At 64.9% G+C, this 21830-nt stretch carries 20 protein-coding genes; 8 read left to right on the plus strand and 12 right to left on the minus strand.

The window, feature by feature from the left end; all coding sequences use genetic code 11:
• Positions 1 to 37: 37 nt before the first annotated feature.
• From BCCGELA001_RS01605 to sdhC, 8 genes are all read right to left on the minus strand, one after another.
• Positions 38 to 424 carry a VOC family protein gene (locus BCCGELA001_RS01605; RefSeq protein ID WP_060734468.1) on the minus strand — a complete coding sequence of 129 codons (387 nt, stop codon included), beginning with the start codon at positions 422 to 424 and terminating at the stop codon, positions 38 to 40.
• A 24-nt stretch (positions 425 to 448) separates the two neighbouring features.
• Positions 449 to 1273, minus strand: coding sequence for an FkbM family methyltransferase (locus BCCGELA001_RS01610; protein WP_060737436.1), 825 nt, complete (start codon positions 1271 to 1273; stop codon positions 449 to 451).
• Between the two features lie 224 nt (positions 1274 to 1497).
• Positions 1498 to 3453 (minus strand): ABC transporter ATP-binding protein/permease, encoded by a 1956-nt coding sequence (locus tag BCCGELA001_RS01615; RefSeq protein WP_060734469.1) that lies wholly within the window; start codon positions 3451 to 3453, stop codon positions 1498 to 1500.
• 53 nt (positions 3454 to 3506) lie between these two features.
• The gene (locus tag BCCGELA001_RS01620) at positions 3507 to 5645 is read right to left on the minus strand and encodes a hybrid sensor histidine kinase/response regulator (protein ID WP_060734470.1); all 2139 of its coding nucleotides are present in this window, start codon (positions 5643 to 5645) and stop codon (positions 3507 to 3509) included.
• 186 nt (positions 5646 to 5831) lie between these two features.
• Positions 5832 to 6614: a succinate dehydrogenase iron-sulfur subunit gene (locus BCCGELA001_RS01625; RefSeq protein ID WP_060734471.1), complete on the minus strand. Its 783-nt coding sequence runs from the start codon at positions 6612 to 6614 to the stop codon at positions 5832 to 5834.
• Positions 6615 to 6715: 101 nt separating this feature from the next.
• On the minus strand, positions 6716 to 8551 hold the full coding sequence (sdhA, locus tag BCCGELA001_RS01630; RefSeq protein WP_060734472.1) for a succinate dehydrogenase flavoprotein subunit: 1836 nt from the start codon (positions 8549 to 8551) through the stop codon (positions 6716 to 6718).
• Between the two features lie 3 nt (positions 8552 to 8554).
• On the minus strand, positions 8555 to 8971 hold the full coding sequence (gene sdhD, locus BCCGELA001_RS01635) for a succinate dehydrogenase, hydrophobic membrane anchor protein (protein ID WP_008539104.1): 417 nt from the start codon (positions 8969 to 8971) through the stop codon (positions 8555 to 8557).
• Positions 8968 to 9366, minus strand: a complete 399-nt coding sequence (gene sdhC / locus BCCGELA001_RS01640; protein WP_008539103.1) for a succinate dehydrogenase, cytochrome b556 subunit — start codon at positions 9364 to 9366, stop codon at positions 8968 to 8970. Before sdhC ends, sdhD begins: the two co-directional genes overlap by 4 nt.
• A gap of 504 nt (positions 9367 to 9870) precedes the next feature.
• On the opposite strand from sdhC, the gene BCCGELA001_RS01645 reads away from it, so the two are divergent.
• Positions 9871 to 10731: a sulfite exporter TauE/SafE family protein gene (locus BCCGELA001_RS01645; RefSeq protein ID WP_060734473.1), complete on the plus strand. Its 861-nt coding sequence runs from the start codon at positions 9871 to 9873 to the stop codon at positions 10729 to 10731.
• Between the two features lie 182 nt (positions 10732 to 10913).
• On the opposite strand, the gene BCCGELA001_RS01650 is transcribed toward BCCGELA001_RS01645, so the two are convergent.
• Complete coding sequence (locus BCCGELA001_RS01650; protein ID WP_008539101.1) at positions 10914 to 12443, minus strand: malonate--CoA ligase; 1530 nt, start codon at positions 12441 to 12443, stop codon at positions 10914 to 10916.
• Between the two features lie 85 nt (positions 12444 to 12528).
• On the opposite strand from BCCGELA001_RS01650, the gene BCCGELA001_RS01655 reads away from it, so the two are divergent.
• From BCCGELA001_RS01655 to BCCGELA001_RS01670, 4 genes are all read left to right on the plus strand, one after another.
• Positions 12529 to 13290 (plus strand): SDR family oxidoreductase, encoded by a 762-nt coding sequence (locus BCCGELA001_RS01655; RefSeq protein ID WP_060734474.1) that lies wholly within the window; start codon positions 12529 to 12531, stop codon positions 13288 to 13290.
• Between the two features lie 303 nt (positions 13291 to 13593).
• A complete protein-coding gene (locus BCCGELA001_RS01660; protein WP_060734475.1) occupies positions 13594 to 14148 on the plus strand; it encodes a fasciclin domain-containing protein in 555 nt (184 codons plus the stop codon).
• Positions 14149 to 14329: 181 nt separating this feature from the next.
• Positions 14330 to 14959 (plus strand): cytochrome b/b6 domain-containing protein, encoded by a 630-nt coding sequence (locus BCCGELA001_RS01665; RefSeq protein WP_008539097.1) that lies wholly within the window; start codon positions 14330 to 14332, stop codon positions 14957 to 14959.
• A 70-nt stretch (positions 14960 to 15029) separates the two neighbouring features.
• The gene (locus BCCGELA001_RS01670; protein WP_008539096.1) at positions 15030 to 15812 is read left to right on the plus strand and encodes a molybdopterin-binding protein; all 783 of its coding nucleotides are present in this window, start codon (positions 15030 to 15032) and stop codon (positions 15810 to 15812) included.
• A gap of 66 nt (positions 15813 to 15878) precedes the next feature.
• Here the strand turns inward: BCCGELA001_RS01670 and BCCGELA001_RS01675 are convergent, their stop codons facing one another.
• On the minus strand, positions 15879 to 17081 hold the full coding sequence (locus tag BCCGELA001_RS01675; protein ID WP_060737437.1) for a YbfB/YjiJ family MFS transporter: 1203 nt from the start codon (positions 17079 to 17081) through the stop codon (positions 15879 to 15881).
• A 230-nt stretch (positions 17082 to 17311) separates the two neighbouring features.
• Here BCCGELA001_RS01675 and leuB point away from each other — a divergent pair, with 230 nt between their 5' ends.
• A complete protein-coding gene (leuB, locus tag BCCGELA001_RS01680; protein WP_008539094.1) occupies positions 17312 to 18424 on the plus strand; it encodes a 3-isopropylmalate dehydrogenase in 1113 nt (370 codons plus the stop codon).
• Between the two features lie 134 nt (positions 18425 to 18558).
• Positions 18559 to 19194, plus strand: a complete 636-nt coding sequence (locus BCCGELA001_RS01685; RefSeq protein WP_008539093.1) for a DapH/DapD/GlmU-related protein — start codon at positions 18559 to 18561, stop codon at positions 19192 to 19194.
• Between the two features lie 112 nt (positions 19195 to 19306).
• On the opposite strand, the gene BCCGELA001_RS01690 is transcribed toward BCCGELA001_RS01685, so the two are convergent.
• On the minus strand, positions 19307 to 19693 hold the full coding sequence (locus BCCGELA001_RS01690) for a hypothetical protein (protein WP_060734476.1): 387 nt from the start codon (positions 19691 to 19693) through the stop codon (positions 19307 to 19309).
• Between the two features lie 156 nt (positions 19694 to 19849).
• Positions 19850 to 20638 (minus strand): hypothetical protein, encoded by a 789-nt coding sequence (locus BCCGELA001_RS01695; RefSeq protein ID WP_008539091.1) that lies wholly within the window; start codon positions 20636 to 20638, stop codon positions 19850 to 19852.
• A 116-nt stretch (positions 20639 to 20754) separates the two neighbouring features.
• Here BCCGELA001_RS01695 and BCCGELA001_RS01700 point away from each other — a divergent pair, with 116 nt between their 5' ends.
• A complete protein-coding gene (locus tag BCCGELA001_RS01700) occupies positions 20755 to 21789 on the plus strand; it encodes an aspartate-semialdehyde dehydrogenase (protein WP_008539090.1) in 1035 nt (344 codons plus the stop codon).
• The last annotated feature ends 41 nt before the right edge of the window (positions 21790 to 21830 follow it).

A 21830-nucleotide genomic window follows, 5' to 3' on the forward strand; every position in this document is an offset into this window, starting at 1 on the left:
AACGGCCTGCAGAGAGCGAGGTTCCCCGAAACCCCGCCTATTCCGGTGCGTGGCAGACGGCCTCGATGTTGTGGCCATCAGGATCGAGCACGAACGCGCCGTAATAGTTCGCATGGTAATGCGGGCGAATGCCGGGCGGGCCGTTGTCGCGCCCACCCGCCGCCATCGCCGCCTTGTAGAACGCGTCCACCGTGGCGCGGTCTTCGGCGCGAATGGCGATGTGCACCGGCTTGTTCATCGCGCCTTCCGCGCCGAACCAGAAGTCCGGCTTGCCGTCGGCGCCAAAGCCAGCGGCCGCGGCGTGCCCGGTCTGCTCCGCCGTCACCTCCATGATCAGGCCGTAGCCGAGCGGCGCCAGCGCCTTGGTGTAGAACGCCTTGGCGCGCTCGTAGTCAGAGACCGAGAAGCCCAGATGGTCGATCATCGCTGCCTCCGTTGTTCGCTTCCGTCAGCGCGACAGGAACGTATTGCTCCGCGTCTTGCGCACGATGGCAAAGCCGCGCGCGACCATGTCGGCAATACAGTCCTGCTGCCATTCGTTCTGTGACAGGTGCTCGATGACGACCGCGCGCGGCCACAGCGATGGCGGCGCGTCGCGGAAGAAGCCGATCAGCACGCGGTCCTCGAAGCCTTCGACATCGATCTTGAGCGCATCGACCTGTGTGACGCCTGCCTCGTCGAGAATGCGCGTCAGGCGCAGCGATGGTACCTTGATCGCGTCGGCGCTGGCGGAGCCGGTGACGACGTGGGTGGCGCCGAGATTGCCGCCGCCGCTCTCGATCATCAGCTCGCCGTCGTTGTCACCGGCAGCCGCCTGCACCAGGCGCACCTGCGTTGCATGCGAGGCGGCGTGATTGAATGCCAGCCGCCCATATGTGAGGGGATGCGGCTCGATCGCGACGACCTTGCCGTTGGCGCCGACCTGCCGCGCCATCACCAGCGCGAAGGTGCCGACATTGGCGCCGACATCGACGAATGTGCCGCCCACTGGCGTGTGCTGGCGCAGGAAATCGAGCTCGTCGAGATTGTAGTCTGGATTGAACAGCGCGCCGCGCTCGGTCGCGCTGCCCTGGTGATAGAGACGAAACGAGGCCCCTTGGTACTGCACGTCGACCGGGCCGCCACGCAGCAAATTGACCAGCCGCGACATCCACGGCCGGAACGCGCCGCGCTTCAACCCCGATCGCGTCGCGAGGCTGATGATCGCGGCCTGCGCGGCGTTCGGCGCAAACGCGCCGAACGGCGCGGACGAAGGGGCGTTGTCGGGCGTCAAGCAGGCGATCCTCATTGCAGGCGGCGCATGAATAGCCGGTTTTGATGAGAGCTACAATTTCGGCGTCGTCCCAGGGCGCGCAGCGAACCCGGGACCCATAATCACTGGGCGGAGTTTGACACGAGATGCCCACTCCGAGTCTTCGCACAAGTTCTCCCTTGGGGGTATGGGTCCCGGATTTGCGCGCGCTTGTGGCGCGCTTGTCCGGGACGACAGAGAGAGCGCTACGCCGCCTTCTTCGGGGCCTTGCGCTGGCGCAGGAATCGCCCGAGCAGCTTGCGCCTGCCCTTGCGTGGGATCAGGTCGACGTCGCTGACGAGCTTGGCGCCGCCCTTGCGACGCTCCAGCACGATCTTGCGGCTGTGGAAGGCCTCCAGCTCGGCGCGGTGCGCGACGCTGACGATGGTCGCATTGGGCAAGGCGTCGGTGACCATCTTCATCATGCTGTCCTGGCTCTTCTCGTCGAGCGCGGAGGTGGCCTCATCGAGCACGATGATGTCGGGTTTGTGCAGCAGCAGCCGGGCGAAGGCGAGGCGCTGCTTCTCGCCGCCGGATAGCGTCTGGTCCCACGGCGCTTCCTCCTCGATCTTCTCCTTGAGATGATCGAGGCCGACCTTGTGCAGGGCCTCGCTGATCTCCTCAATCGTCCAATCCTCGGCCGCGCCCGGATACGCCACTGCACGGCGCAGGGATCCCGAGGGCACGTAAGGCCGTTGCGGCAGCATGAACAGCCGACGGTCGGGATGGAAATTGACGCTGCCGCCGCCCCAGGGCCAGAGGCCGGCGATGGCGCGCACCAGCGTGCTCTTGCCGGTGCCGGATTCGCCGGCGACCAGGAGCCGCTCGCCGGGTTCGATCACCACTTCGGTCTCGCCGACCACGGCCGTGCCATCGTCGAGCGTGACCGAGAGGTCCTTCAACTCCAGCATGGCCTCGTTGCTGGTCTCGCCGCGCTTGATGCGGCCAAGGCCATCGCCCTGCTCGGCGCGTTCGAGGCCGTCGAGCGACATCATCAGCGAGGCGATGCGGCGCGCGCAGGCATTCCAGTCGGCGAGCCGCGGATAATTGTCGACCAGCCAGCCGAATGCACTCTGCACGATGGTGAAGGCAGAGGCCGCCTGCATCACCTGTCCGAGCGTCATGCTGCCGTCGAGGAATTTTGGCGCGCAGAGCAGGAGAGGCACCACGGGCGCCACGAGGCTGGAGCCCTGCGAGACCAGCGTGGTGCGCATGTGTTGGCCCGCGAGTCGTGCCCATTGCTTGAGCACGCCAGTGAAATTGCGGTCGATGCCGCCGCGCTCTTCTTCTTCGCCGCCGAGCAGCGCGATGCTCTCGCCGTTTTCGCGCACGCGCGTCAGCGTGTAGCGGAAATCGGCCTCGGCCTGGTTCTTGGCCTCGGACACCTGCACGAAGCGGCGGCCGATCACGACGATCGAGCCGGAGGCGATCGCAGCGTAGACGATCGCGGCAATCACCAGGAAGCCGGGAATGGTGATGCTCGCGCCGCCGAGGGTGACGGTGAGCGCGCCGCCGATGGTCCAGAGCACGACGATGAAGGTCACGGCAGACAGCAGCGCAGAGGTCACGCCGGCGAGGAAATCGACCGGCGAGTCCGTCGCGATGCGCAGGTCTTCGGCGATCCGGTATTCCGGATTCTTGTGGTCGCCCCCGACGAGATTGAGCTGGTAGTAGCGTCCGTTGGTAAGCCAGCGCGTCAGCACGCTGCTCGTGAGCCAGGCGCGCCAGCGCCGCTGGATGCTCATGCGCGCGAACACCTGCGCGACGGCGAGCACGATGCTGCCGATCGCGAGCGGGAAGAACAGCGCCGTGAGATGGAAGACGCTGGCCGCATCGCGCTTCTCGATGGCGTCGAAGATCTCGCGATTCCAGACATTGATGCCGTACTGGAAGCCGACGGTCAGGACGATCAGCACGCCGAGGCCGATCGAGAACGGCCAGGCCAGGCGGTCGCCATGGCGCCCCCAGAAGCCGCGCGCGCTGATCCAGAAGCGTGTCAGCAGATAATCCTTGCGAACCTGCTCGGCTTCCTCAGGAGACAGTTCGGGATCGGGCTCGACCAGCTCGGGAGGCGGAGGCGCTACGTCATCACCGTTCTCGCCCTTGATCGCGACGATGGGCGGCTTCTTGTCCTGTTCGCGCTTTGCGGCCCGCTTGTGCATGAGCGGACAACGCAAAGGAAATCAACCGGTTCCCCCCGGTTCCCGGCTCCGAATCACTCGGCGGCGCCGTCGCGCACGCGCCGCAGCCGCGCGGCCCGGTGCAGAACCCGCGACAATTCCTCGATCGAATAGGGTTTTTGCACGAGATCGAAGCCGACCGCGCCCTCCTGCGACAGGGCTTGGCTGTAGCCCGTGGTCAGCACGACCGGCACGCCGATGCCGCGCTCGCGGACCGCCTTTGCCAGATCGAGTCCGGTCATGCCCGGCATCACCACGTCCGAGAACACGACGTCGAAACGATCCGCATCCACCACGAGCTCGGCGAGCGCATCGGTCGCATTGTCGACCAGGGTGATGCTGTAGCCGAGCTCGGTGAGGCCGTCGGCGGCAAAGTTGGCAAGCTCGAGATTGTCCTCGACCACCAGCACCGACATGCCGCTGCCGGCCACCGCCGGTGCGGTGTTCGGCGCGTGCCGCTGAGGCAAGAGGTCCCGCGGCACGTGCGGCAAATAGAGCGAGAAGGTGCTGCCCTGCCCCACCTCGCTCGTCACCGTCACCTCGCCGCCCGATTGCCGGGCAAAGCCGAACACCTGGGAGAGGCCGAGACCGGTGCCGTGACCAACCTGCTTGGTGGTGAAGAACGGCTCGAAGATGCGCCCGAGGCGCGCTGCCGGAATGCCGACCCCGGTGTCGCTGACGGTGATGCGGACGAAGCCATGGTTGTCCGCGATCGAGGCCGCCGTGCCCGAAATGGCGCTCGTAGCCTCGACCGCGAAGGTGATCCTGCCCTTGCCCTGCATGGCATCGCGCGCATTGGTCGCCATGTTGATCAGTGCCGTCTCGAACTGGCCGGCATCGGCATTGACGAGACAGGGCTCCCCCGGCAGCCGCATCGCGATCTCGATGGCGGGGCCGAGCAGCGTCGCAAGCATGTCGTGGAGCGACTGCATTCGCTGGCCGACGTCGAACACCTCCGGCTTCAGGGTCTGGCGTCGCGCAAAGGCGAGGAGCTGGGAGGTCAGCTTGGCCGCGCGCGCGACCGAATCCGCGATGGCGGTGATGTAGCGCTGCCGCCGCTCCTCCGTCAGTTGCGGCCGATTGAGCAGGTCGACCGAGGCACGGATCACGGTGAGCAGATTGTTGAAGTCGTGCGCGACCCCGCCGGTGAGCTGCCCGAGCGCCTCCAGGCGCTGGCTGTGCTTGAGCGCATCCTCGGCTTCGCGCCGCGCGGCGGCCTCGGCCTGGAGATGCTGGGTGCGGCGGAATGCGAAGGCGAGCAGCAGGAACAACAGCGCGGTGGCGGGAATGCCGAACACCAGATGCTGGCCGATGGTGGCGAACCAGCGTGCCCGGATCGCAGAAGTCTCGAGCCCGGCGCTGACGTAGATCGGATATTCGGCGACGCGCCGGTAGCCGATGCGGCGCTCGATTCCGTCCGACGGCCAGGTCACGGTGATCAGGCCATGCTCGGGGCTCGACGCGATCTTCTGGCCGACCGGACCGCTTGGATCGAGCCGGAAGTCGCGGTCGAGCCGCGGGAAATGCGCGAGCACGGCGCCGTCAGCGCGCCCCATCGCGAAGAAGCTGCCGGGATCGGAGCCGATCCTGGCATAGAAGCTCTCGAAATATTCCGGCAGGACCGAGGCCTGGATCACGCCGATGAAATGACCGTCGTCGGACTCGCGGCGGCGGCTCATCCCGAAGAAGCGGGCGCCCTGATAGGGCGGACGCGGCGTCAGGGCCGTGCCGATGTAGGTGCCGATGCTTTGGTCGACATGAGCGTAGAAATAGTCGCGGTCCGCAAAGCCGAGTTGCGGCGGCGGCGAGGCGAGGCTGTTGACCAGCGCCTTTCCGTCTGCATCGAAGATCCAGGCCGATTTGAGCTGCGGCAGCGAATCGGCCAGCCGCTTCAGGCGACGGTGCAAAGCCGGTTCGCGCGCGCGGATGGTGTCGTCGGAAAGGCCGCGCGCGACCTCGCCCAGCTCGGCAAGGCTGCGGTCGATGGTCTCGAACACTTTGAGCGCATGCTCATGCGCGACGTCGAGCGTGCGCTCGATCTCGCGGTCGGAAGTGTCCTTGGTCGAGGTGAAGGAGATCGCCGAGGCGATAGCGAACAGCGCAATCGGAAGCGCCAGGGATGCCGCCATCATCCACTGCAACAATTTTAGCGAATTGCGTTGCGCGCCCTGCACGGCTCCGGTCCCTGACCGGAGCTTAGCGGAGATTCCCGCTCAAAAGGAAGTCGCTTGTGATGGGAACCGGAGGTTGCAATGTGCCGGTACACCCGCGGCGCTTGGCGGAGGCAAATTCCGCTGCGGCCGGCCCCCATCGTGGAATGCCCCGGCCGCTCAGGCCGGGGGTCGCAGCACGAATCGCCTCTAGATCTGCCGCTCGACCATCTTGAGCTTGAGCTCGGCGATGGCCTCGGCGGGATTGAGGCCCTTCGGGCAGGCCTTGGCGCAGTTCATGATGGTGTGGCAGCGATAGAGGCGGAACGGATCCTCGAGATTGTCGAGCCGCTCGCCGGTCGCCTCGTCGCGCGAATCGGACACCCAGCGGTTGGCCTGGAGCAGCGCGGCCGGGCCGAGATAGCGCTCGCTGTTCCACCAATAGCTCGGGCACGAGGTCGAGCAGCAGGCGCACAGGATGCACTCGTAGAGGCCGTCGAGCTTCTCGCGGTCCTCGTGGCTCTGGCGCCATTCCTTCTGCGGCGTCGGCGAGGTCGTCTTCAGCCACGGCTCGACGGAAGCGTACTGCGCGTAGAAATTGGTGAGGTCGGGAACGAGATCCTTCACCACCGGCTGGTGCGGCAGCGGGTTGATCTTGACCGCGCCGTCCTTCACGTCGTGCATCGAGCGGGTGCAGGCCAGCGTGTTCTGGCCGTCGATGTTCATCGCGCAGGAGCCGCACACGCCCTCGCGGCAGGAGCGGCGGAAGGTCAGCGACGGGTCGATGTGGTTCTTGATCCAGATCAGGCCGTCCAGCACCATCGGACCGCAATCATTGGTATCGACGTAATAGGTGTCGACGCTCGGATTCTTGCCGTCGTCCGGATTCCAGCGATAGACCTTGAACTCACGGAGCTCGGTCGCGCCCGCGGGCTTCGGCCAGGTCTTGCCGCCTGATATCTTCGAGTTCTTCGGAAGTGCGAATTCAACCATAAGTCCTGCCTCTGGTTTCTTTCGTCATCCGCGGGCTTGACCCGCGCATCCATCTTTAAGGGATGGATTGCCGGGTCGAGCCCGGCAATGACAAGCAGCAATCAATACACGCGCGCCTTCGGCGGGATGTACTGCACGTCGTTGGTCATGGTGTAGTTGTGAACCGGGCGATACTCGATCTTGACCTTGCCGGCATCGTCCAGCCAGACCAGCGTGTGCTTCATCCAGTTCTTGTCGTCGCGCTCGGAGAAGTCCTCGCGGGCATGGGCGCCGCGGCTTTCGGTGCGGTTGGCGGCCGAGTTCATCGTCACCACCGCCTGCGAGATCAGATTGTCGAATTCGAGCGTCTCGACGAGATCCGAATTCCACACCAGAGAGCGGTCGGACACCGCGATGTCGGTGATGCCGCTGTGGACCTTCGCGATTAGGTTCTGGCCTTCGCTGAGCACTTCGCCGGTGCGGAACACCGCGCAATTGGTCTGCATCACATTCTGCATGCCTTCGCGCAGCTTCGCCGTCGGCGTGCCGCCGGAGGCGTAGCGGTAATGGTCGAGGCGGCCCAGCGCGAGCTCGGCCGAGTTCGACGGCAGCTCGGGCTGCTTGGCATTGGGTGTGAGCTTCTCGGCGAGGCGGAGCGCCGCGGCGCGGCCGAACACCACGAGGTCGATCAGCGAGTTGGAGCCGAGGCGGTTGGCGCCGTGCACGGAGACGCAGGCGGCTTCGCCGATCGCCATCAGGCCTGGGATGATGGCGTTGTCGTCGCCATCCTTCTTGGTCAGCACCTCGCCGTGATAGTTCGTGGGGATGCCGCCCATGTTGTAGTGCACGGTCGGCACGATCGGGATCGGCTCGCGCGTCACGTCGACATTGGCGAAGATCTTTGCCGATTCCGAGATGCCGGGCAGGCGCTCGGCGAGCACCGCGGGATCGAGATGGTCGAGATGCAGGAAGATGTGGTCCTTCTTCTTGCCGACGCCGCGGCCTTCGCGAATCTCGATGGTCATCGCGCGCGAGACCACGTCCCGCGAGGCGAGATCCTTCGCCGACGGCGCGTAACGCTCCATGAAGCGCTCGCCTTCAGAGTTGACGAGATAGCCGCCCTCGCCGCGCGCGCCCTCGGTGACGAGGCAGCCCGAGCCGTAGATGCCGGTCGGATGAAACTGCACGAACTCCATGTCCTGCATCGGCAGGCCGGCGCGCAGCACCATGCCGCCGCCGTCGCCGGTACAGGTGTGCGCCGAGGTGCAGGAGGCATAGGCGCGGCCGTAGCCGCCGGTCGCCAGGATCGTGGTCTGGGCGCGGAAACGGTGCAGCGTGCCGTCGTCGAGCTTGAGCGCGATGACGCCGCGGCAGGTGCCCTGATCGTCCATGATCAGGTCGATGGCGAAGAACTCGATGAAGAACTCGGCCGCGTGGCGCAGCGACTGGCCATACATCGTGTGCAGCATGGCGTGGCCGGTGCGGTCGGCGGCGGCGCAGGTGCGTTGCGCCTGGGCCTTGCCGAACTCGGTGGTCATGCCGCCGAACGGACGCTGGTAGATCTTGCCGTCCTCGGTGCGCGAGAACGGCACGCCCCAATGCTCGAGCTCGTAGACCGCGTCGGGCGCGTTGCGCACCATGTATTCGATCGCGTCCTGATCGCCGAGCCAGTCCGACCCCTTCACGGTGTCGTACATGTGCCAGCGCCAGTCGTCCTTGTGCATGTTGCCGAGTGAGGCGGAGATGCCGCCCTGCGCCGCGACCGTGTGCGAGCGGGTCGGAAACACCTTGGTGATGCAGGCGGTGCGCAGGCCCGCTTCGCTGCAGCCGACCACGGCGCGCAGGCCGGCGCCGCCGGCACCCACTACGACGACGTCGTAAGTGTGGTCTTCGATCGGATAGGCCTTGCCGTTAGTGGCGGGAGCGCTGTTGCCCGAGCCATTCGTTGTGTTGGCCATGGGTTACACTCCGGATGACAGTTTCAGGATCGCATAGGTCGCGGCGAGCGCCACGGCGAACGAGAAGAAGTTGTTGAGCATGATCGCGGTGAGCTTCAGCTTCTCGTTATGGATGTAGTCCTCGATCACCACCTGCATGCCGATCTTCATGTGCCAGGCGCAGGCGAGGATAAAGAGGAGCAGGATCACCGCGACGGGAATCGAGCTCAGGGTCTGCGCAGCGTAAACCTGGTTGCGGCCGAGCAGCATGATGATGATCACCACCGCCGGGATCATCAGCAGCGTCATGGCGACGCCGGTGATGCGCTGGCGCCAGAAATCGGACGTGCCGGAATGCGCGGCGCCGAGGTTGCGGACGCGGCCGAGCGGCGTGCGCATCGAGGGAGGCTTCGGAGAGCCGTGGGATTCGTCGAAACTCATCGGCCGCCTCCGTTCGCGTAGGCGATGATCCAGATCAGCACGGTCAGCGCGATGCCGCCAATCAGGGCGCCCCAGGTCAGCGCTTCGCGCTCATTGGCCTTGAAGCCGTAGCCGAGATCCCAGACGAAATGCCGGATGCCGCTGAGCATATGGTGCATCAAGGCCCAGGTGTAGCCGAACACGATCAGCCGGCCGATGATGCTGCTGGAGAAGGCCTGGACGTGCGCGTAAGCGGCCGGCCCGGAGGCCGCGGCGACCAGCCACCAGACCAGCAGCAGGGTTCCGACATAGAGGGCAATACCGGTGGCGCGATGGACGATGGACAGCGCCATCGTCAGCGTCCAGCGGTACACTTGCATGTGTGGCGAGAGTGGTCGTTCGATCCGTGCGGTCATGGGCTTTGATGTTGTATGGCGGCCCGTAAGGGGGCGCGCGGGGATCGGAAAGGTCGGCTCTATTTACGGAGTCGATTTCCCCCGCGCAATCACCAAATGGCCATAAATCGAACCGTCGTTCAGCTCTAGAGCCTTGATGAACCAAGGCCAATCAGCGGCTTGGTATACCAGAGCGTCGATCCACCAAGAAAGAACAGAATAAATATTCATTATTTGAGAACTGAGCGCGATGCGTTGAAATTGCTATTGGAACGCATCTAAACGGACCATGCCGTCCAAATGGTCGAGCGGCACCCAGTCGAGGCTCCGATGGGACCCGCACACGCAACCCGCGCTTCAATCCGATCCAACCTGCCGCAAATTGGATATGCGCACTCTGCATCCCACCCCAGCCGGGAGGCCCGACCTGTCGACCGCGGGAATCAGATCGCCTAATGCTCCATGCGCAGCGTTCCCAAGCGACGGCTCGGAGAGGTTGCGGCCAGTCGCCAGGGCAGGTCAGGGGTGATCGCAGGTCTTGATATCGAGGAAATCGTCGAGCTGGCGCTGTTGCTGATCGCGACAGGCGCGCTCTCCGGATTCCTCGCCGGCGTGTTCGGCATCGGCGGCGGTGCGATCCTCGTGCCTGTCTTCTATGAGTGCTTCCGCATTGCCGGCGTGCCGTTGGAGGTTCGCATGCCGCTGTGCGTCGGCACCTCGCTCGCGGTGATCATTCCGACCTCGATCCGCTCATTCCAGGCGCACTACAAGCGCGGCGCCGTCGACATGACGATCCTGCGGGCTTGGTGGCTGCCGATCGTGATCGGCGTCGTCGCCGGCAGCGTGATCGCTCGCTACGCGCCCGAGCGGCTGTTCAAGATCGTGTTCGTCGCCGTCGCCTATTCGGCGGCCGCCCGCCTGATCCTCGCGCGCGAAGGCTGGAGGTTCGGCGAGGACCTGCCGAAGGGTCCCTTGATGCGCGCCTACGGCTTCTGCGTCGGCATCCTCTCGACCCTGATGGGCATCGGCGGTGGATTGTTCTCGAACCTGCTGATGACGTTCTACGGCCGGCCGATCCACCAGGCGGTCGCGACCTCGTCGGCGCTCGCGGTGCTGATCTCGATCCCCGGCGCGCTCGGCTACATCTACGCGGGGTGGCCGGCGGCCGCGAACTATCCCGCCGTTGCGGCGCTGCAAGTCCCGTTCGCGCTCGGCTACGTGTCGCTGATCGGTGCCGTGCTGGTGATGCCGATGAGCCTCGTCACGGCACCGCTCGGCGTGAAGGCCGCGCATGCGATGTCGAAGCGGACGCTGGAAGTGGCGTTCGGGGTCTATCTGTTCATCGTCGGCAGCCGGTTCGTGCTGAGTTTGGTGGGCGGATTGTAATTGGCGTGGGGCCAGAACTTACCGCACACTCCGCCGTCATCGCCCGACTTGATCGGGCGATCCAGTAATCCAGAGACATCGATAATTGAGCCGAGAGGCCGCAGCGTACTGGATGCCCCGGTCAAGCCGGGGCATGACATCGCGTTATGTGGCGCCGCTCGCCGCACAACGCCGCGAGCCACCTATTTCTTCGCGTAGATATCCCTGTACGTCTCGCGCAGAATGTTCTTCTGCACCTTGCCCATGGTATTCCGCGGCAGTTCGTCGACGACGAAGACGCGCTTGGGCATCTTGAATTTTGCCAGCCGGCCGTCGAGCGCCTTCAGAACGGCAGCTTCCGTGACGTCGGCGCCCTTATTGCAAACCAGCACTGCCGTCACGCCTTCGCCGAAGTCGGCGTGCGGCACGCCGATCACAGCCGACTCGACCACGCCGGGCATGGCGTCGATCTCGCTCTCGATTTCCTTGGGATACACGTTGAAGCCGCCGGAGATGACGAGGTCCTTGCCGCGGCCGAGGATGTGGACGTAGCCCTTGCCGTCGATCTTGCCGAGGTCGCCGGTGATGAAGAAGCCGTCGGGCCGGAATTCGGACTTGGTCTTCTCCGGCATGCGCCAATAGCCCTTGAACACGTTCGGCCCCTTCACCTCGATCATGCCGATGTCCTCGCGCGGCAGCTCCTTGCCCGTCTCAGGATCGGTGACGCGCACCGAGACGCCGGGGAGGGGAAAGCCGACCGCGCCGGGCACGCGCTCGCCGTCATAGGGGTTCGACGTGTTCATGTTGGTCTCGGTCATGCCGTAGCGCTCGAGCACGGCGTGCCCGGTGCGGGCCGACCATTCGCGGTGGGTCTCGGCCAGCAGCGGCGCCGAGCCCGAGATGAACAGGCGCATGTGCTTGGTCGTCTCGTGCGACAGCGCCGGATTTTGCAGAAGGCGCGTGTAGAAGGTCGGCACGCCCATCAGAACGGTGGCGCGCGCCATCAACTTGATGATCAGGTCCGGGTCGAGCTTCGGCAGGAAGATCATCGAGGCGCGCGCGAACAGCGTCACATTGGTCGCAACGAACAGGCCATGCGTATGATAGATCGGCAGCGCGTGGATCAAGACGTCCTTGTCGGTGAAGCGCCAGTAGTCGACGAGGCTGAGCGAGTTCGACGCGAGATTGTCGTGCGTCAACATCGCGCCCTTGGAGCGCCCCGTGGTGCCTGACGTGTAGAGGATCGCCGCGAGATCGTCGTTTGCGCGCGACACCGTCGTGAACTCGCGGCTCGCCTTGTCGGCGGCGTCCGTCAGCGAGCCCTTGCCGTCGGGTCCGAGCGTCTCGACCTTGGCCTTCACCTTGGCGGCGATCGGCACGAGCCCTTCCGCCTTGGAGGGATCGCAGACCACCAGCGACGGCTCGGCGTCGCCGATGAAATAGTCGAGCTCGTTCAGCGTATAGGCGGTGTTGAGCGGCAGGTAGACCGCGCCGGCCCTGACAGTGCCGAGATACAGCACGATGTTGGCGACCGATTTCTCCACCTGCACCGCGACGCGGTCGCCCGGCTTCACGCCGCGTGCGACCAGCACGTTCGCCATCTGCCCGGCCCGCGCGATCAGATCGCCATAGCTGATCCGGCCGCCGTCATGCGTCTCGATCGCGAGGCGCTTGGGATCGGAAAGGCCGTCGAACAGGCGGGAAAACAGGTTGGCGTCGGCAGCTTGGTTCATGCAACATTCCTCGCCGGCGAAGGCCGGTCAAACCGAGGGCTGGATTAGCAAAAACCGCCCCGCACAAGCAACGGAGACAGTTTGCATGACAAAAACCGGGAAACGCGTGGCCTGGGTCACGGGCGGCGGCAGCGGGATCGGAGAGGCCGGCGCCGAGGCATTGGCTGCCGATGGCTGGACGGTGGTGGTCTCGGGCCGGCGCAAAGAGGCCCTCGACGCCGTCGTCGCGAAGATCACCAAGGCGGGCGGGGCGGCCGAAGCCATGGCGCTGGATGTATCCAGCGCCACCGAAGCTCAGAAGGCGGCCGATCAGATCGTCGCCAAACACGGCCGGATCGATTTGTTGGTGAACAATGCCGGCATCAATGTCCCCAAGCGCAGCTGGAAGGACATGGAACTTGAAGGCTGGAATCAGCTGGTCCAGGTCAATCTCAACGGCGTGCTCTATTGTATGCGCGCGGTGCTGCCGACCATGCGCAAGCAGCAGGACGGTGCGATCATCAACGTCTCCTCCTGGGCCGGTCGTCACGTCTCGAAGATGCCGGGCCCGGCCTACACCACGACCAAGCACGCGGTGCTGGCGCTGACCCATTCCTTCAACATGGACGAATGCGTCAACGGCCTGCGCGCCTGCTGCCTGATGCCGGGCGAGGTGGCAACGCCGATCCTGAAGCTGCGCCCGGTCGTGCCAAGCGAGGATGAGCAGGCGAAGATGCTGCAATCCGAAGATCTCGGCCGCACCATCGCCTTCATCGCCAGCATGCCGGCGCGCGTCTGCATCAACGAGGTGCTGATCAGCCCGACGCATAATCGCGGCTTCATCCAGACGCCGAACAACAGGGATTGAGGCGCGGGGGAGCCGCGAACTCGTCATTGCGAGCGAAGCGAAGCAATCCAGGAATGCGTCCGCAGAGACAGTCTGGATTGCTTCGTCGCAAGGGCTCCTCGCAATGACGCCTGAGCCATCACACGAACAAATCGCCCCATAGTTTCACGCATCACAAAGAATTTTTCTCCGAAACCGGCCGGCGAACCCTCCCGTAGTTCGGTCCAACGACGGCACAGCTGCATCACCTCACGTCGCAGACGCCGTTGTTGCCCCAACTCAACGCCGGCGATCGCCGGTCTCAATTCAATCGGGAGACTCTCCATGTCGAAGCGCATTGCCTATCTCGCTGCCGCCGCCTTCAGCGCCCTGGCCATCACCGCGACCGTTGTCGCGCCTGTCAGCGCCGAAGAGAAGACCGTCATGGTCGGCGGCGCGGCGATGTTCCCGTCCAAGAACATCGTCCAGAACGCGGTCAATTCGAAGGACCACACCACGCTGGTCGCGGCGGTGAAGGCCGCCGGCCTCGTGCCGACGCTGGAAGGCAAGGGCCCGTTCACGGTGTTCGCGCCGACCAACGCCGCCTTCGGCAAGCTGCCGGCCGGCACCGTCGACAACCTCGTCAAGCCCGAGAACAAGGCGACGCTGACCAAGATCCTCACCTATCACGTGGTGCCCGGCAAGCTCGCGGCCACCGATCTCACCGACGGCAAGAAGCTGAAGACCGCCGAAGGCGAGGAGCTGACGGTGAAGAAGCAGGACGGCAAGGTCTGGATCGTCGATGCCAAGGGCGGCACCTCGATGGTGACGATCTCCAACGTCAACCAGTCCAACGGCGTCATCCATGTGGTCGACACCGTGCTGATGCCCGCGACGTAACACCGCGCGGTCCTGTTTCATCCCCGAACAGGATGCCTCGAGACAGCGAGCCGGGGTGCCCGGCTCGCTTTTTTGTGACCACCATAGCTGGCCGGTATAAATTCGATGCAGGACAGGGCGTAACGGAAGCCGCAGGACGGGCGTATAATTGCTGTCACACGACCTTCAGAACGGAACCATCATGGCGAGCCTCACAGTCAGCGACGAGCAGGTCGGGGCTACCCCGGCCAAAGTGATCCAGCCGGCCTGGGTCCGGATCATGCACTGGGTCAATGCACTTGCCATGATCCTGATGATTCTATCGGGCTGGCAGATCTATAACGCCTCACCGCTGTTCGGCTTCACCTTTCCGCGCGAGTACACTCTCGGCGGCTGGCTCGGTGGCGGCCTGCTCTGGCATTTTGCGGCGATGTGGCTGTTGATGATCAATGGCCTCGCCTATCTCGTCACCGGTCTTGCCACCGGACGTTTCCGGAAGAAGCTGCTGCCGATCACGGCGTCCGGCGTGCTTCACGACGTCAGGGCCGCACTGACCTTCAAGCTCGGCCATGACGATCTCACGGTCTACAATTACGTGCAGCGCCTGCTCTATGCCGGCATCATCGTCGTCGGCGTGCTGATCGTGCTGTCCGGTCTTGCGATCTGGAAGCCGGTGCAGCTCTATTACCTCGTGATGCTGTTCGGCGATTATCCGGCCGCGCGTTACGTGCACTTCTTCTGCATGGCCGCGATCTGCGCCTTCCTCGTCATCCACGTCCTGCTCGCGCTCTTGGTGCCGAAGAGCCTGCGCGCGATGATCATCGGTCGCTAGAGCATGATCCGGAAAAGTGTGAAGCGGTTTTCCGACAAGATCATGCTCAGAATAGATATGTGAGGAGACCATGGCCAAGCGTTCATTCCTGATCCCCGGCGTCGACAAGCGGCTGCTGATCAAGGACTCCCTCAAGACCATGCCCGACGTCACCCGGCGCCGTTTCATCGCGGGCGGCGCCAGCCTCGGCGCGCTGACGCTGCTTACAGGCTGCGACGTGATCGATTCGTCCTCGGCCGAGACCATGCTGGCGAAAGTCTCGAAATTCAACGACGCGGTGCAGGCCTTCATCTTCAATCCCGACGCGCTGGCGCCAACCTTCCCCGAGAGCGCGATCACAAAACCGTTTCCGTTCAACGCCTATTACGATCTCGACGACGCGCCCGACATCGACGGCAAAGATTGGAAGCTCGAGGTGCGCGGCCTCGTCGACAACAAGAAGTCCTGGACGCTGGACGAGCTCTATCAATTGCCGCAGGTCACGCAGATCACCCGTCACATTTGCGTCGAGGGCTGGAGCGCGATCGGCAGCTGGACCGGCACGCCCATGCGCGATTTCCTCAAGCTGATCGGCGCCGACACGCGCGCGAAATACGTCTGGTTCCAATGCGCCGACAAGGACGGCTACAACTCGCCCCTGGACATGCGCAGCGCGCTGCATCCGCAGACCCAGATGACGTTCAGATATGCGAACGAGATTTTGCCGCGCGCCTACGGCTTTCCGATGAAGATCCGCGTGCCGACAAAGCTCGGCTTCAAGAACCCGAAATACGTGGTCTCCATGGAAGTCACCAACGACTACAAGGGCGGCTATTGGGAAGACCAGGGGTATAATTCGTTCAGTGGAAGTTGACACAGCGAGTAGCGAATGGGGAGTGGCGAGTAGGTAACGCACTCGCGGCTCACAATTCGCCACTCGCTATTCGCCATTCGCCGCTTTCGGTCCCACCTTGCGCTGACACAACGCCGCCACCGCCCCGAGCGCCAGCAATGCCGCCGAGACGTTCAGCGCGTAGCTCAGGCTCCCCAGTGCGTCCGTGATCGCGCCGACCACGATCGGACCTAGCGTTTGGCCGACGCCGAACGAGATCGTCATTGCCGCGATCGCGGTCGGCCATACCTCGGGCGGATAGTTGAAGCGGACGAAGGCGGTGGTTGAACCGACCACGGCGAAGAAGGCGACGCCGAACACCACGGCCGAGACCGCAAGCCAGGCCGGCGAATGTCCCAGCATCGGCAAGGCGGCCCCCAGCGCGTTGGTGCCGAGGATGATGGCGGTGGCCAGCCCGCCGCGGTCGAGCGCCAGCACGCCCCGCCAGGCCCAGGGTGTTGCGAAAGCGCTGAGCCCGATCAGGCTCCAGAATGCCGCCTGCGCCGCGGCCCCGCCGCCGCCGTCGCGCACATAGGCGATCATGAAGGTCATGTAGGCGATGTAGCCGGCGCCGAACAGAAAGTAGCCGGCGAGATAGATCAGCACCGGCAGGATCGCGAACGAGGCGTGGCTGCCTTCGGAGAAGCGGGTGCTGCTCTCGATGCGGATCAAAAACAGCGGGATCGTCATCGCGACGGACAGCAGCGTCAGCGCCCACCAGACGATCCACCACGAGCCCGGCCCGAAATATTGCAGCGTGAACGGCGCGATCAGCCCCGAGGACAAGATGCCGATGCCCGGCCCGGCATAGAACAGGCTCAGCAGGAAATTGGCCCGCTCGGGGCGCGATTGCGCGATGGTGGCGGCCAGCGCGCCGCCGGCGACAAAGCCGGCTGCCGCGCCGAGGCCCAGCACGAGGCGCGCCAGGCTCAGCGCGATGAAATTGCCCGTCAGCGCGCAGGTCGCGAGGGCGGCGACGCAGGCCAGTGTTCCCAGCCGGATCGCCGCCGCCCAGCCGATGCGCTGGATCAGCCGCGATGCCACCAGCGCCCCCACGAGGTAGCCGACGGCGTTGATGGTGTTCATGAAACCGGCGGCCGAGTAGGACCAGCCGAGGTCCTCCCGCATGTCCGGCAGCACCAGCGCATAGGCGAAGCGGCCGATGCCGAGCCCGACCGTTGCGGCCAGCGACAGGGTCAGGATCAGCCGCGCGGGATGGGCCTCTTCTGGAGGACGGTCTGGGGCGTGCAAGGGGTACTCCGGCGGGCCGAGTGTGGCAGGCTCCATCCGCTTTGCACAGCCGGCTCCCCGGCAATGGTGTCTTGCCAAGCGCGCAACGCCGCTCTAGCACTCCGGCCGAAATTCATGCCCGCTCGTCATGCCAGGGATCGACCTTGGCTTGACCCGGGCACCCATCCTTTCAAGAAAGCTGGATTGCCGGGTCAAGCCCGGCAATGACGAGATAAACTGAGGACACGACCATGGCGACCCACAAATTGCTGCTGCTCCCCGGCGACGGTATCGGCCCCGAGGTGATGGGTGAGGTGAAGCGGCTGATCGACTGGCTCAATTCGGCCGGGATCGCCAAGTTCGAGACCGACACCGGCCTCGTCGGCGGCTCCGCCTATGACGCGCACAAGGTGTCGATCTCCGAGGGCGACATGGCCAAGGCCAAGGATGCCGACGCCGTAATCTTCGGCGCGGTCGGCGGCCCCAAATGGGATGCCGTGCCTTACGAGGTCCGCCCGGAGGCCGGCCTGCTCCGCCTGCGCAAGGATCTCGCCCTGTTCGCCAACCTCCGCCCGGCCGTCTGCTATCCGGCGCTGGCGGATGCCTCCAGCCTGAAGCGCGATGCGATCGAGGGCCTCGACATCGTCATCGTGCGCGAGCTCACCGGCGGCGTCTATTTCGGCGAGCCCAAGACCATCACTGACCTCGGCAACGGCCAGAAGCGCGCCATCGATACCCAGGTCTACGACACCTATGAGATCGAGCGCATCGGCCGCGTCGCCTTCGAGCTTGCCAGGAAGCGCAAGAACAAGGTGACGTCGATGGAGAAGCGCAACGTCATGAAGTCGGGCGTGCTCTGGAACGAGGTCATGACCCAGGTCCATAAGCGCGAATATGCCGACGTCACGCTGGAGCATCAGCTCGCCGATTCCGGCGGCATGATGCTGGTGAAATGGCCGAAGCAGTTCGACGTCATCGTCACCGACAATCTGTTCGGCGACATGCTGTCCGACATCGCGGCGATGCTGACGGGATCGCTCGGCATGCTGCCCTCGGCTTCGCTCGGCGAAGTGGACGTCAAGAGCAAGAAGCGCAAGGCGCTGTACGAACCCGTACACGGCTCTGCGCCTGACATCGCCGGCAAGGGCCTCGCCAATCCCATTGCGATGATCTCGTCCTTCGGCATGGCGCTGCGTTATTCCTTCGACATGGGCGCGCTTGCCGACAAGGTCGATGCCGCGATCGCCGCCGTGCTCGCCGGCGGCCTGCGCACCGCCGACATCAAGTCGGAAGGCACCACCGCCGTCTCGACCACGCAGATGGGCGAAGCGATCCTGAAGGAATTGCAGAAACTGCACGCGTAAGCGGCAAGCGCCGCAATCGTAGGGTGGGCAAAGCGCGAGCGTGCCCACCACATCCAGTGCGATTGACGAAAGATGGTGGGCACGGCGCAAGTGCGCCTTTGCCCACCCTACGGCACCTCCTGTCGGAGCCTCCCATGGATACGCCCCGCCCGAAGATCGCGGATACCATCGTCCATGAGACGGTGCGCCTGCGCGAGGCGCAGATCGGGCGCCGTTGCGAGGTGCTCGCCAACACGCGCATCGAATATGCCTCGCTCGGCGATTACTCCTATCTCGGCGAGAATTGCGACGTCGCCGACGCAGTGATCGGCAAGTTCACGGCGATCGCCAACTCGGTGCGGATCGGGGCGCCGAACCATCCGATGGGCCGTCCCTCGCAGCACCGCTTCACCTATGTCCCCGAATATTACGAGGCGGGCGCAACGCGCGACCGCGACTTCTTCGCCGACCGCCGCGGCGACCGCGTGATCGTCGGCAATGACGTCTGGATCGGCCACGCCGCCATCCTGCTGCCGGGCGTGAATGTCGGCGACGGCGCGGTGATCGCCGCGGGCGCGGTCGTCAGCCGCGATGTCGCGCCCTACACCATCGTCGGCGGCGTTCCCGCCCGTTCGATCCGCAAGCGCTTCGATGACGCCGTTGCGGCGAGCCTGCGCCGCATCGCCTGGTGGAATTGGCCGGATGAGCTGATCTTCGAACGGCTCGGCGATTTCCGCTCCGAGGCGATCGACGAATTTTGCAGACGTTACGACCCGGCTGCGAACGCGTGACGCGCACGCATCTCACCCGAGCAACAGGAATTGTAGGGTGGGTAAAGCGCAGCGTGCCCAAACAAAATGGCCGGGCGCGAGCCCGGCCATTTGATTCGAGAGATATGCCCGCTCAGTACAGCGGGAAGTTCTGCGGATAGCCGCCGACGTCCTGCGGCGGTGAGAGCGGCTGGCGGTCGATCGGACGGTTGAGGTTCTCGCGGGCGAAGGTCGGATAGCCGACGGCCGGCGGGAAGGCGTAGTCGGTGAACTTGCGATCGCCGGGATTGACCTCGGTGCCGCCGTCCAGCCAGGAGCGCTTGCTCACATAGATGCGGGTGCGGCCCTGCTGATAGACTGCGTTGGGGCCGGTCGGGCCATAATAGGGCCGGCCGCGCTCGTCATAGCGCTGCTTGGTCCGGGTGTCGGCGGAAGCCGGCGACGCAAACGCGATGGCAATGACGGCGCCCGCCGCAAGCCAGGTCGCCAAGGTGTTCGCCGCAGAGAATTTCAAGCTCATCACGTCCCCTTCAGGCGGCAGGCCGCCAGTCGATTTCACCCCATACTAGCCCGGCCGGGGCGGATGCAACTAGGTCAATTGGGTCACACCAGGGGGGAATAATCGTGCGTGCCGGCAAAAGTTGCATCAATACCAGCCACTTGGGCCGGATGCCGCTCAGAGCGCCCCGCGCAATTGTGCGTTGGCGGCGCCCAGCAGCCAGTCCGACGATCCCTGAGACTCGCAGCCGCGGCGCTTCAGCTCGGCATGGGCGAACAATTCCGCGAGCTTGGGCTCGTTGCCAGAGGCCAGCAGCGTCAGCCGGTTCAGCGTGCAGGCGACCGCCGCGCGCCGGGTGGGCAGCGTGTCGCCCTGGCAGGAGAAGCCGGAGATCTGGAGCGCCGGCTCCTCGTAGCGCTTGAGGTAGCCGAGGCAGGCCCGCATCCCCTCCGCCGCGCCGACCGGACGGAACAGGGCAACGGGGCCAAATTTGGTATCGATCAGTCCGGCCTGCTCCAGCGCCGTGGCCGCGCCCAATCCCATCTGAGCGGCGAGATCCGCGGTCGCGGGGCGGGCCACATCGAATTCGCCGCCTTCCCGGTAGATCTCGAGTTCGGCCAAGGGCCTGTCGGCCTCGCCGATCCAGCGCAGCACGTCCCTGCGGCCGCCCTCGGGATGCCTGAGGATGGTGTAAGAGGCTGTTTTCTCAGATGAATCGGTGCGGCTGACGGCGAAGGCCGGGTGTGAGCGATCGGCCGTGCTCCAGCCCGGCTTGTCCGCGGGCTCATCGCCGCGCAGCTCAGGCAGCTGGCCCAGCGCCGCAAGGGCGAGGATGGCAAACAGCGCGAGCGCCCCCACATAGGCGACCAGATGTGCCAGCGTGCCGACGACCTCGTCGGCGACAGCCAGGAGCGTCAGCTGGATCTGGGTAGGGCTTGCGGCCGTGCTGGCCTCGGGCGACTGCATCCACGGCCTTCAGGCATGGTCTCACATTGTCTTGAGGCCGGTTCTCGCATAGAAGCGCTGCTCTTCCCGTTTAAGCGTCAGCTTCGGGAACGGGCTTTTTCATCGGAGAGTGAACGATGGGTTACAAAGTCGCAGTCGTCGGCGCGACCGGCAATGTCGGACGGGAAATGCTCAACATTCTGGATGAGCGCAAATTCCCCGCTGACGAGGTCGTGGCCCTGGCCTCGCGCCGCAGCGTCGGCGTCGAGGTCTCCTATGGCGACCGCACCCTGAAGTGCAAAGCGCTCGAGCACTACGACTTCTCCGATGTCGACATCTGCCTGATGTCGGCGGGCGGCGAGGTGTCGAAGGAATGGTCGCCGAAGATCGGCGCCGCCGGCGCCGTCGTGATCGACAACTCCTCGGCCTGGCGCATGGACCCGGACGTGCCGCTGGTCGTGCCCGAGGTGAACGCGGGCGCGACCGAAGGCTTCAAGAAGAAGAACATCATCGCCAACCCGAACTGCTCGACCGCGCAGCTCGTCGTCGCGCTCAAGCCCTTGCACGACAAGGCGACGATCAAGCGCGTCGTGGTCTCGACCTATCAATCGGTGTCGGGCGCCGGCAAGGACGCGATGGACGAATTGTTCTCGCAGACCAAGGCCGTCTACACCAATGACGAGCTGGTCGCGAAGAAATTCCCCAAGCGCATCGCCTTCAACGTCATCCCCCACATCGACGTCTTCATGGAAGACGGCTTCACCAAGGAAGAGTGGAAGATGATGGCGGAGACCAAGAAGATCCTCGATCCCAAGATCAAGCTCACCGCCACCTGCGTGCGCGTGCCGGTCTTCGTCGGCCACTCCGAAGCCGTCAACATCGAGTTCGAGAACCCGATCAGCGCGGACGAAGCCCGCGAGATCCTGCGCAAGGCGCCCGGCTGCCTCGTCATCGACAAGCAGGAGCCCGGCGGCTACGCCACGCCGTATGAAGCCGCCGGCGAGGACGCGACCTATATCAGCCGCATCCGCGAGGATGCGACGGTGGAGAACGGCCTCGTGCTGTGGTGCGTGTCGGACAACCTCCGCAAGGGCGCAGCCCTCAACGCCATCCAGATCGCGGAAGTCCTGATCAACCGCAAGCTGATCAGCGCGAAGAAGAAGGCGGCGTGAAAACAAGCGAATGGGGAGTAGCGAGTGGCGAATAGAAACTT

Source organism: Bradyrhizobium sp. CCGE-LA001 (assembly GCF_000296215.2).
In the GTDB taxonomy this organism is placed as follows: domain Bacteria; phylum Pseudomonadota; class Alphaproteobacteria; order Rhizobiales; family Xanthobacteraceae; genus Bradyrhizobium.

What these genes read in the sequence shown, in the direction of transcription:
- BCCGELA001_RS01605 (WP_060734468.1), bottom strand. Translation starts at nt 424, where the DNA reads ATGATCGACCATCTGGGCTTCTCGGTCTCTGACTACGAGCGCGCCAAG.
- BCCGELA001_RS01615 (WP_060734469.1), bottom strand. Translation starts at nt 3,453, where the DNA reads ATGCACAAGCGGGCCGCAAAGCGCGAACAGGACAAGAAGCCGCCCATC.
- BCCGELA001_RS01625 (WP_060734471.1), bottom strand. Translation starts at nt 6,614, where the DNA reads ATGGTTGAATTCGCACTTCCGAAGAACTCGAAGATATCAGGCGGCAAG.
- sdhA (WP_060734472.1), bottom strand. Translation starts at nt 8,551, where the DNA reads ATGGCCAACACAACGAATGGCTCGGGCAACAGCGCTCCCGCCACTAAC.
- sdhD (WP_008539104.1), bottom strand. Translation starts at nt 8,971, where the DNA reads ATGAGTTTCGACGAATCCCACGGCTCTCCGAAGCCTCCCTCGATGCGC.
- sdhC (WP_008539103.1), bottom strand. Translation starts at nt 9,366, where the DNA reads ATGACCGCACGGATCGAACGACCACTCTCGCCACACATGCAAGTGTAC.
- BCCGELA001_RS01650 (WP_008539101.1), bottom strand. Translation starts at nt 12,443, where the DNA reads ATGAACCAAGCTGCCGACGCCAACCTGTTTTCCCGCCTGTTCGACGGC.
- BCCGELA001_RS01655 (WP_060734474.1), top strand. Translation starts at nt 12,529, where the DNA reads ATGACAAAAACCGGGAAACGCGTGGCCTGGGTCACGGGCGGCGGCAGC.
- BCCGELA001_RS01660 (WP_060734475.1), top strand. Translation starts at nt 13,594, where the DNA reads ATGTCGAAGCGCATTGCCTATCTCGCTGCCGCCGCCTTCAGCGCCCTG.
- BCCGELA001_RS01665 (WP_008539097.1), top strand. Translation starts at nt 14,330, where the DNA reads ATGGCGAGCCTCACAGTCAGCGACGAGCAGGTCGGGGCTACCCCGGCC.
- BCCGELA001_RS01670 (WP_008539096.1), top strand. Translation starts at nt 15,030, where the DNA reads ATGGCCAAGCGTTCATTCCTGATCCCCGGCGTCGACAAGCGGCTGCTG.
- leuB (WP_008539094.1), top strand. Translation starts at nt 17,312, where the DNA reads ATGGCGACCCACAAATTGCTGCTGCTCCCCGGCGACGGTATCGGCCCC.
- BCCGELA001_RS01685 (WP_008539093.1), top strand. Translation starts at nt 18,559, where the DNA reads ATGGATACGCCCCGCCCGAAGATCGCGGATACCATCGTCCATGAGACG.
- BCCGELA001_RS01690 (WP_060734476.1), bottom strand. Translation starts at nt 19,693, where the DNA reads ATGAGCTTGAAATTCTCTGCGGCGAACACCTTGGCGACCTGGCTTGCG.
- BCCGELA001_RS01695 (WP_008539091.1), bottom strand. Translation starts at nt 20,638, where the DNA reads ATGCAGTCGCCCGAGGCCAGCACGGCCGCAAGCCCTACCCAGATCCAG.
- BCCGELA001_RS01700 (WP_008539090.1), top strand. Translation starts at nt 20,755, where the DNA reads ATGGGTTACAAAGTCGCAGTCGTCGGCGCGACCGGCAATGTCGGACGG.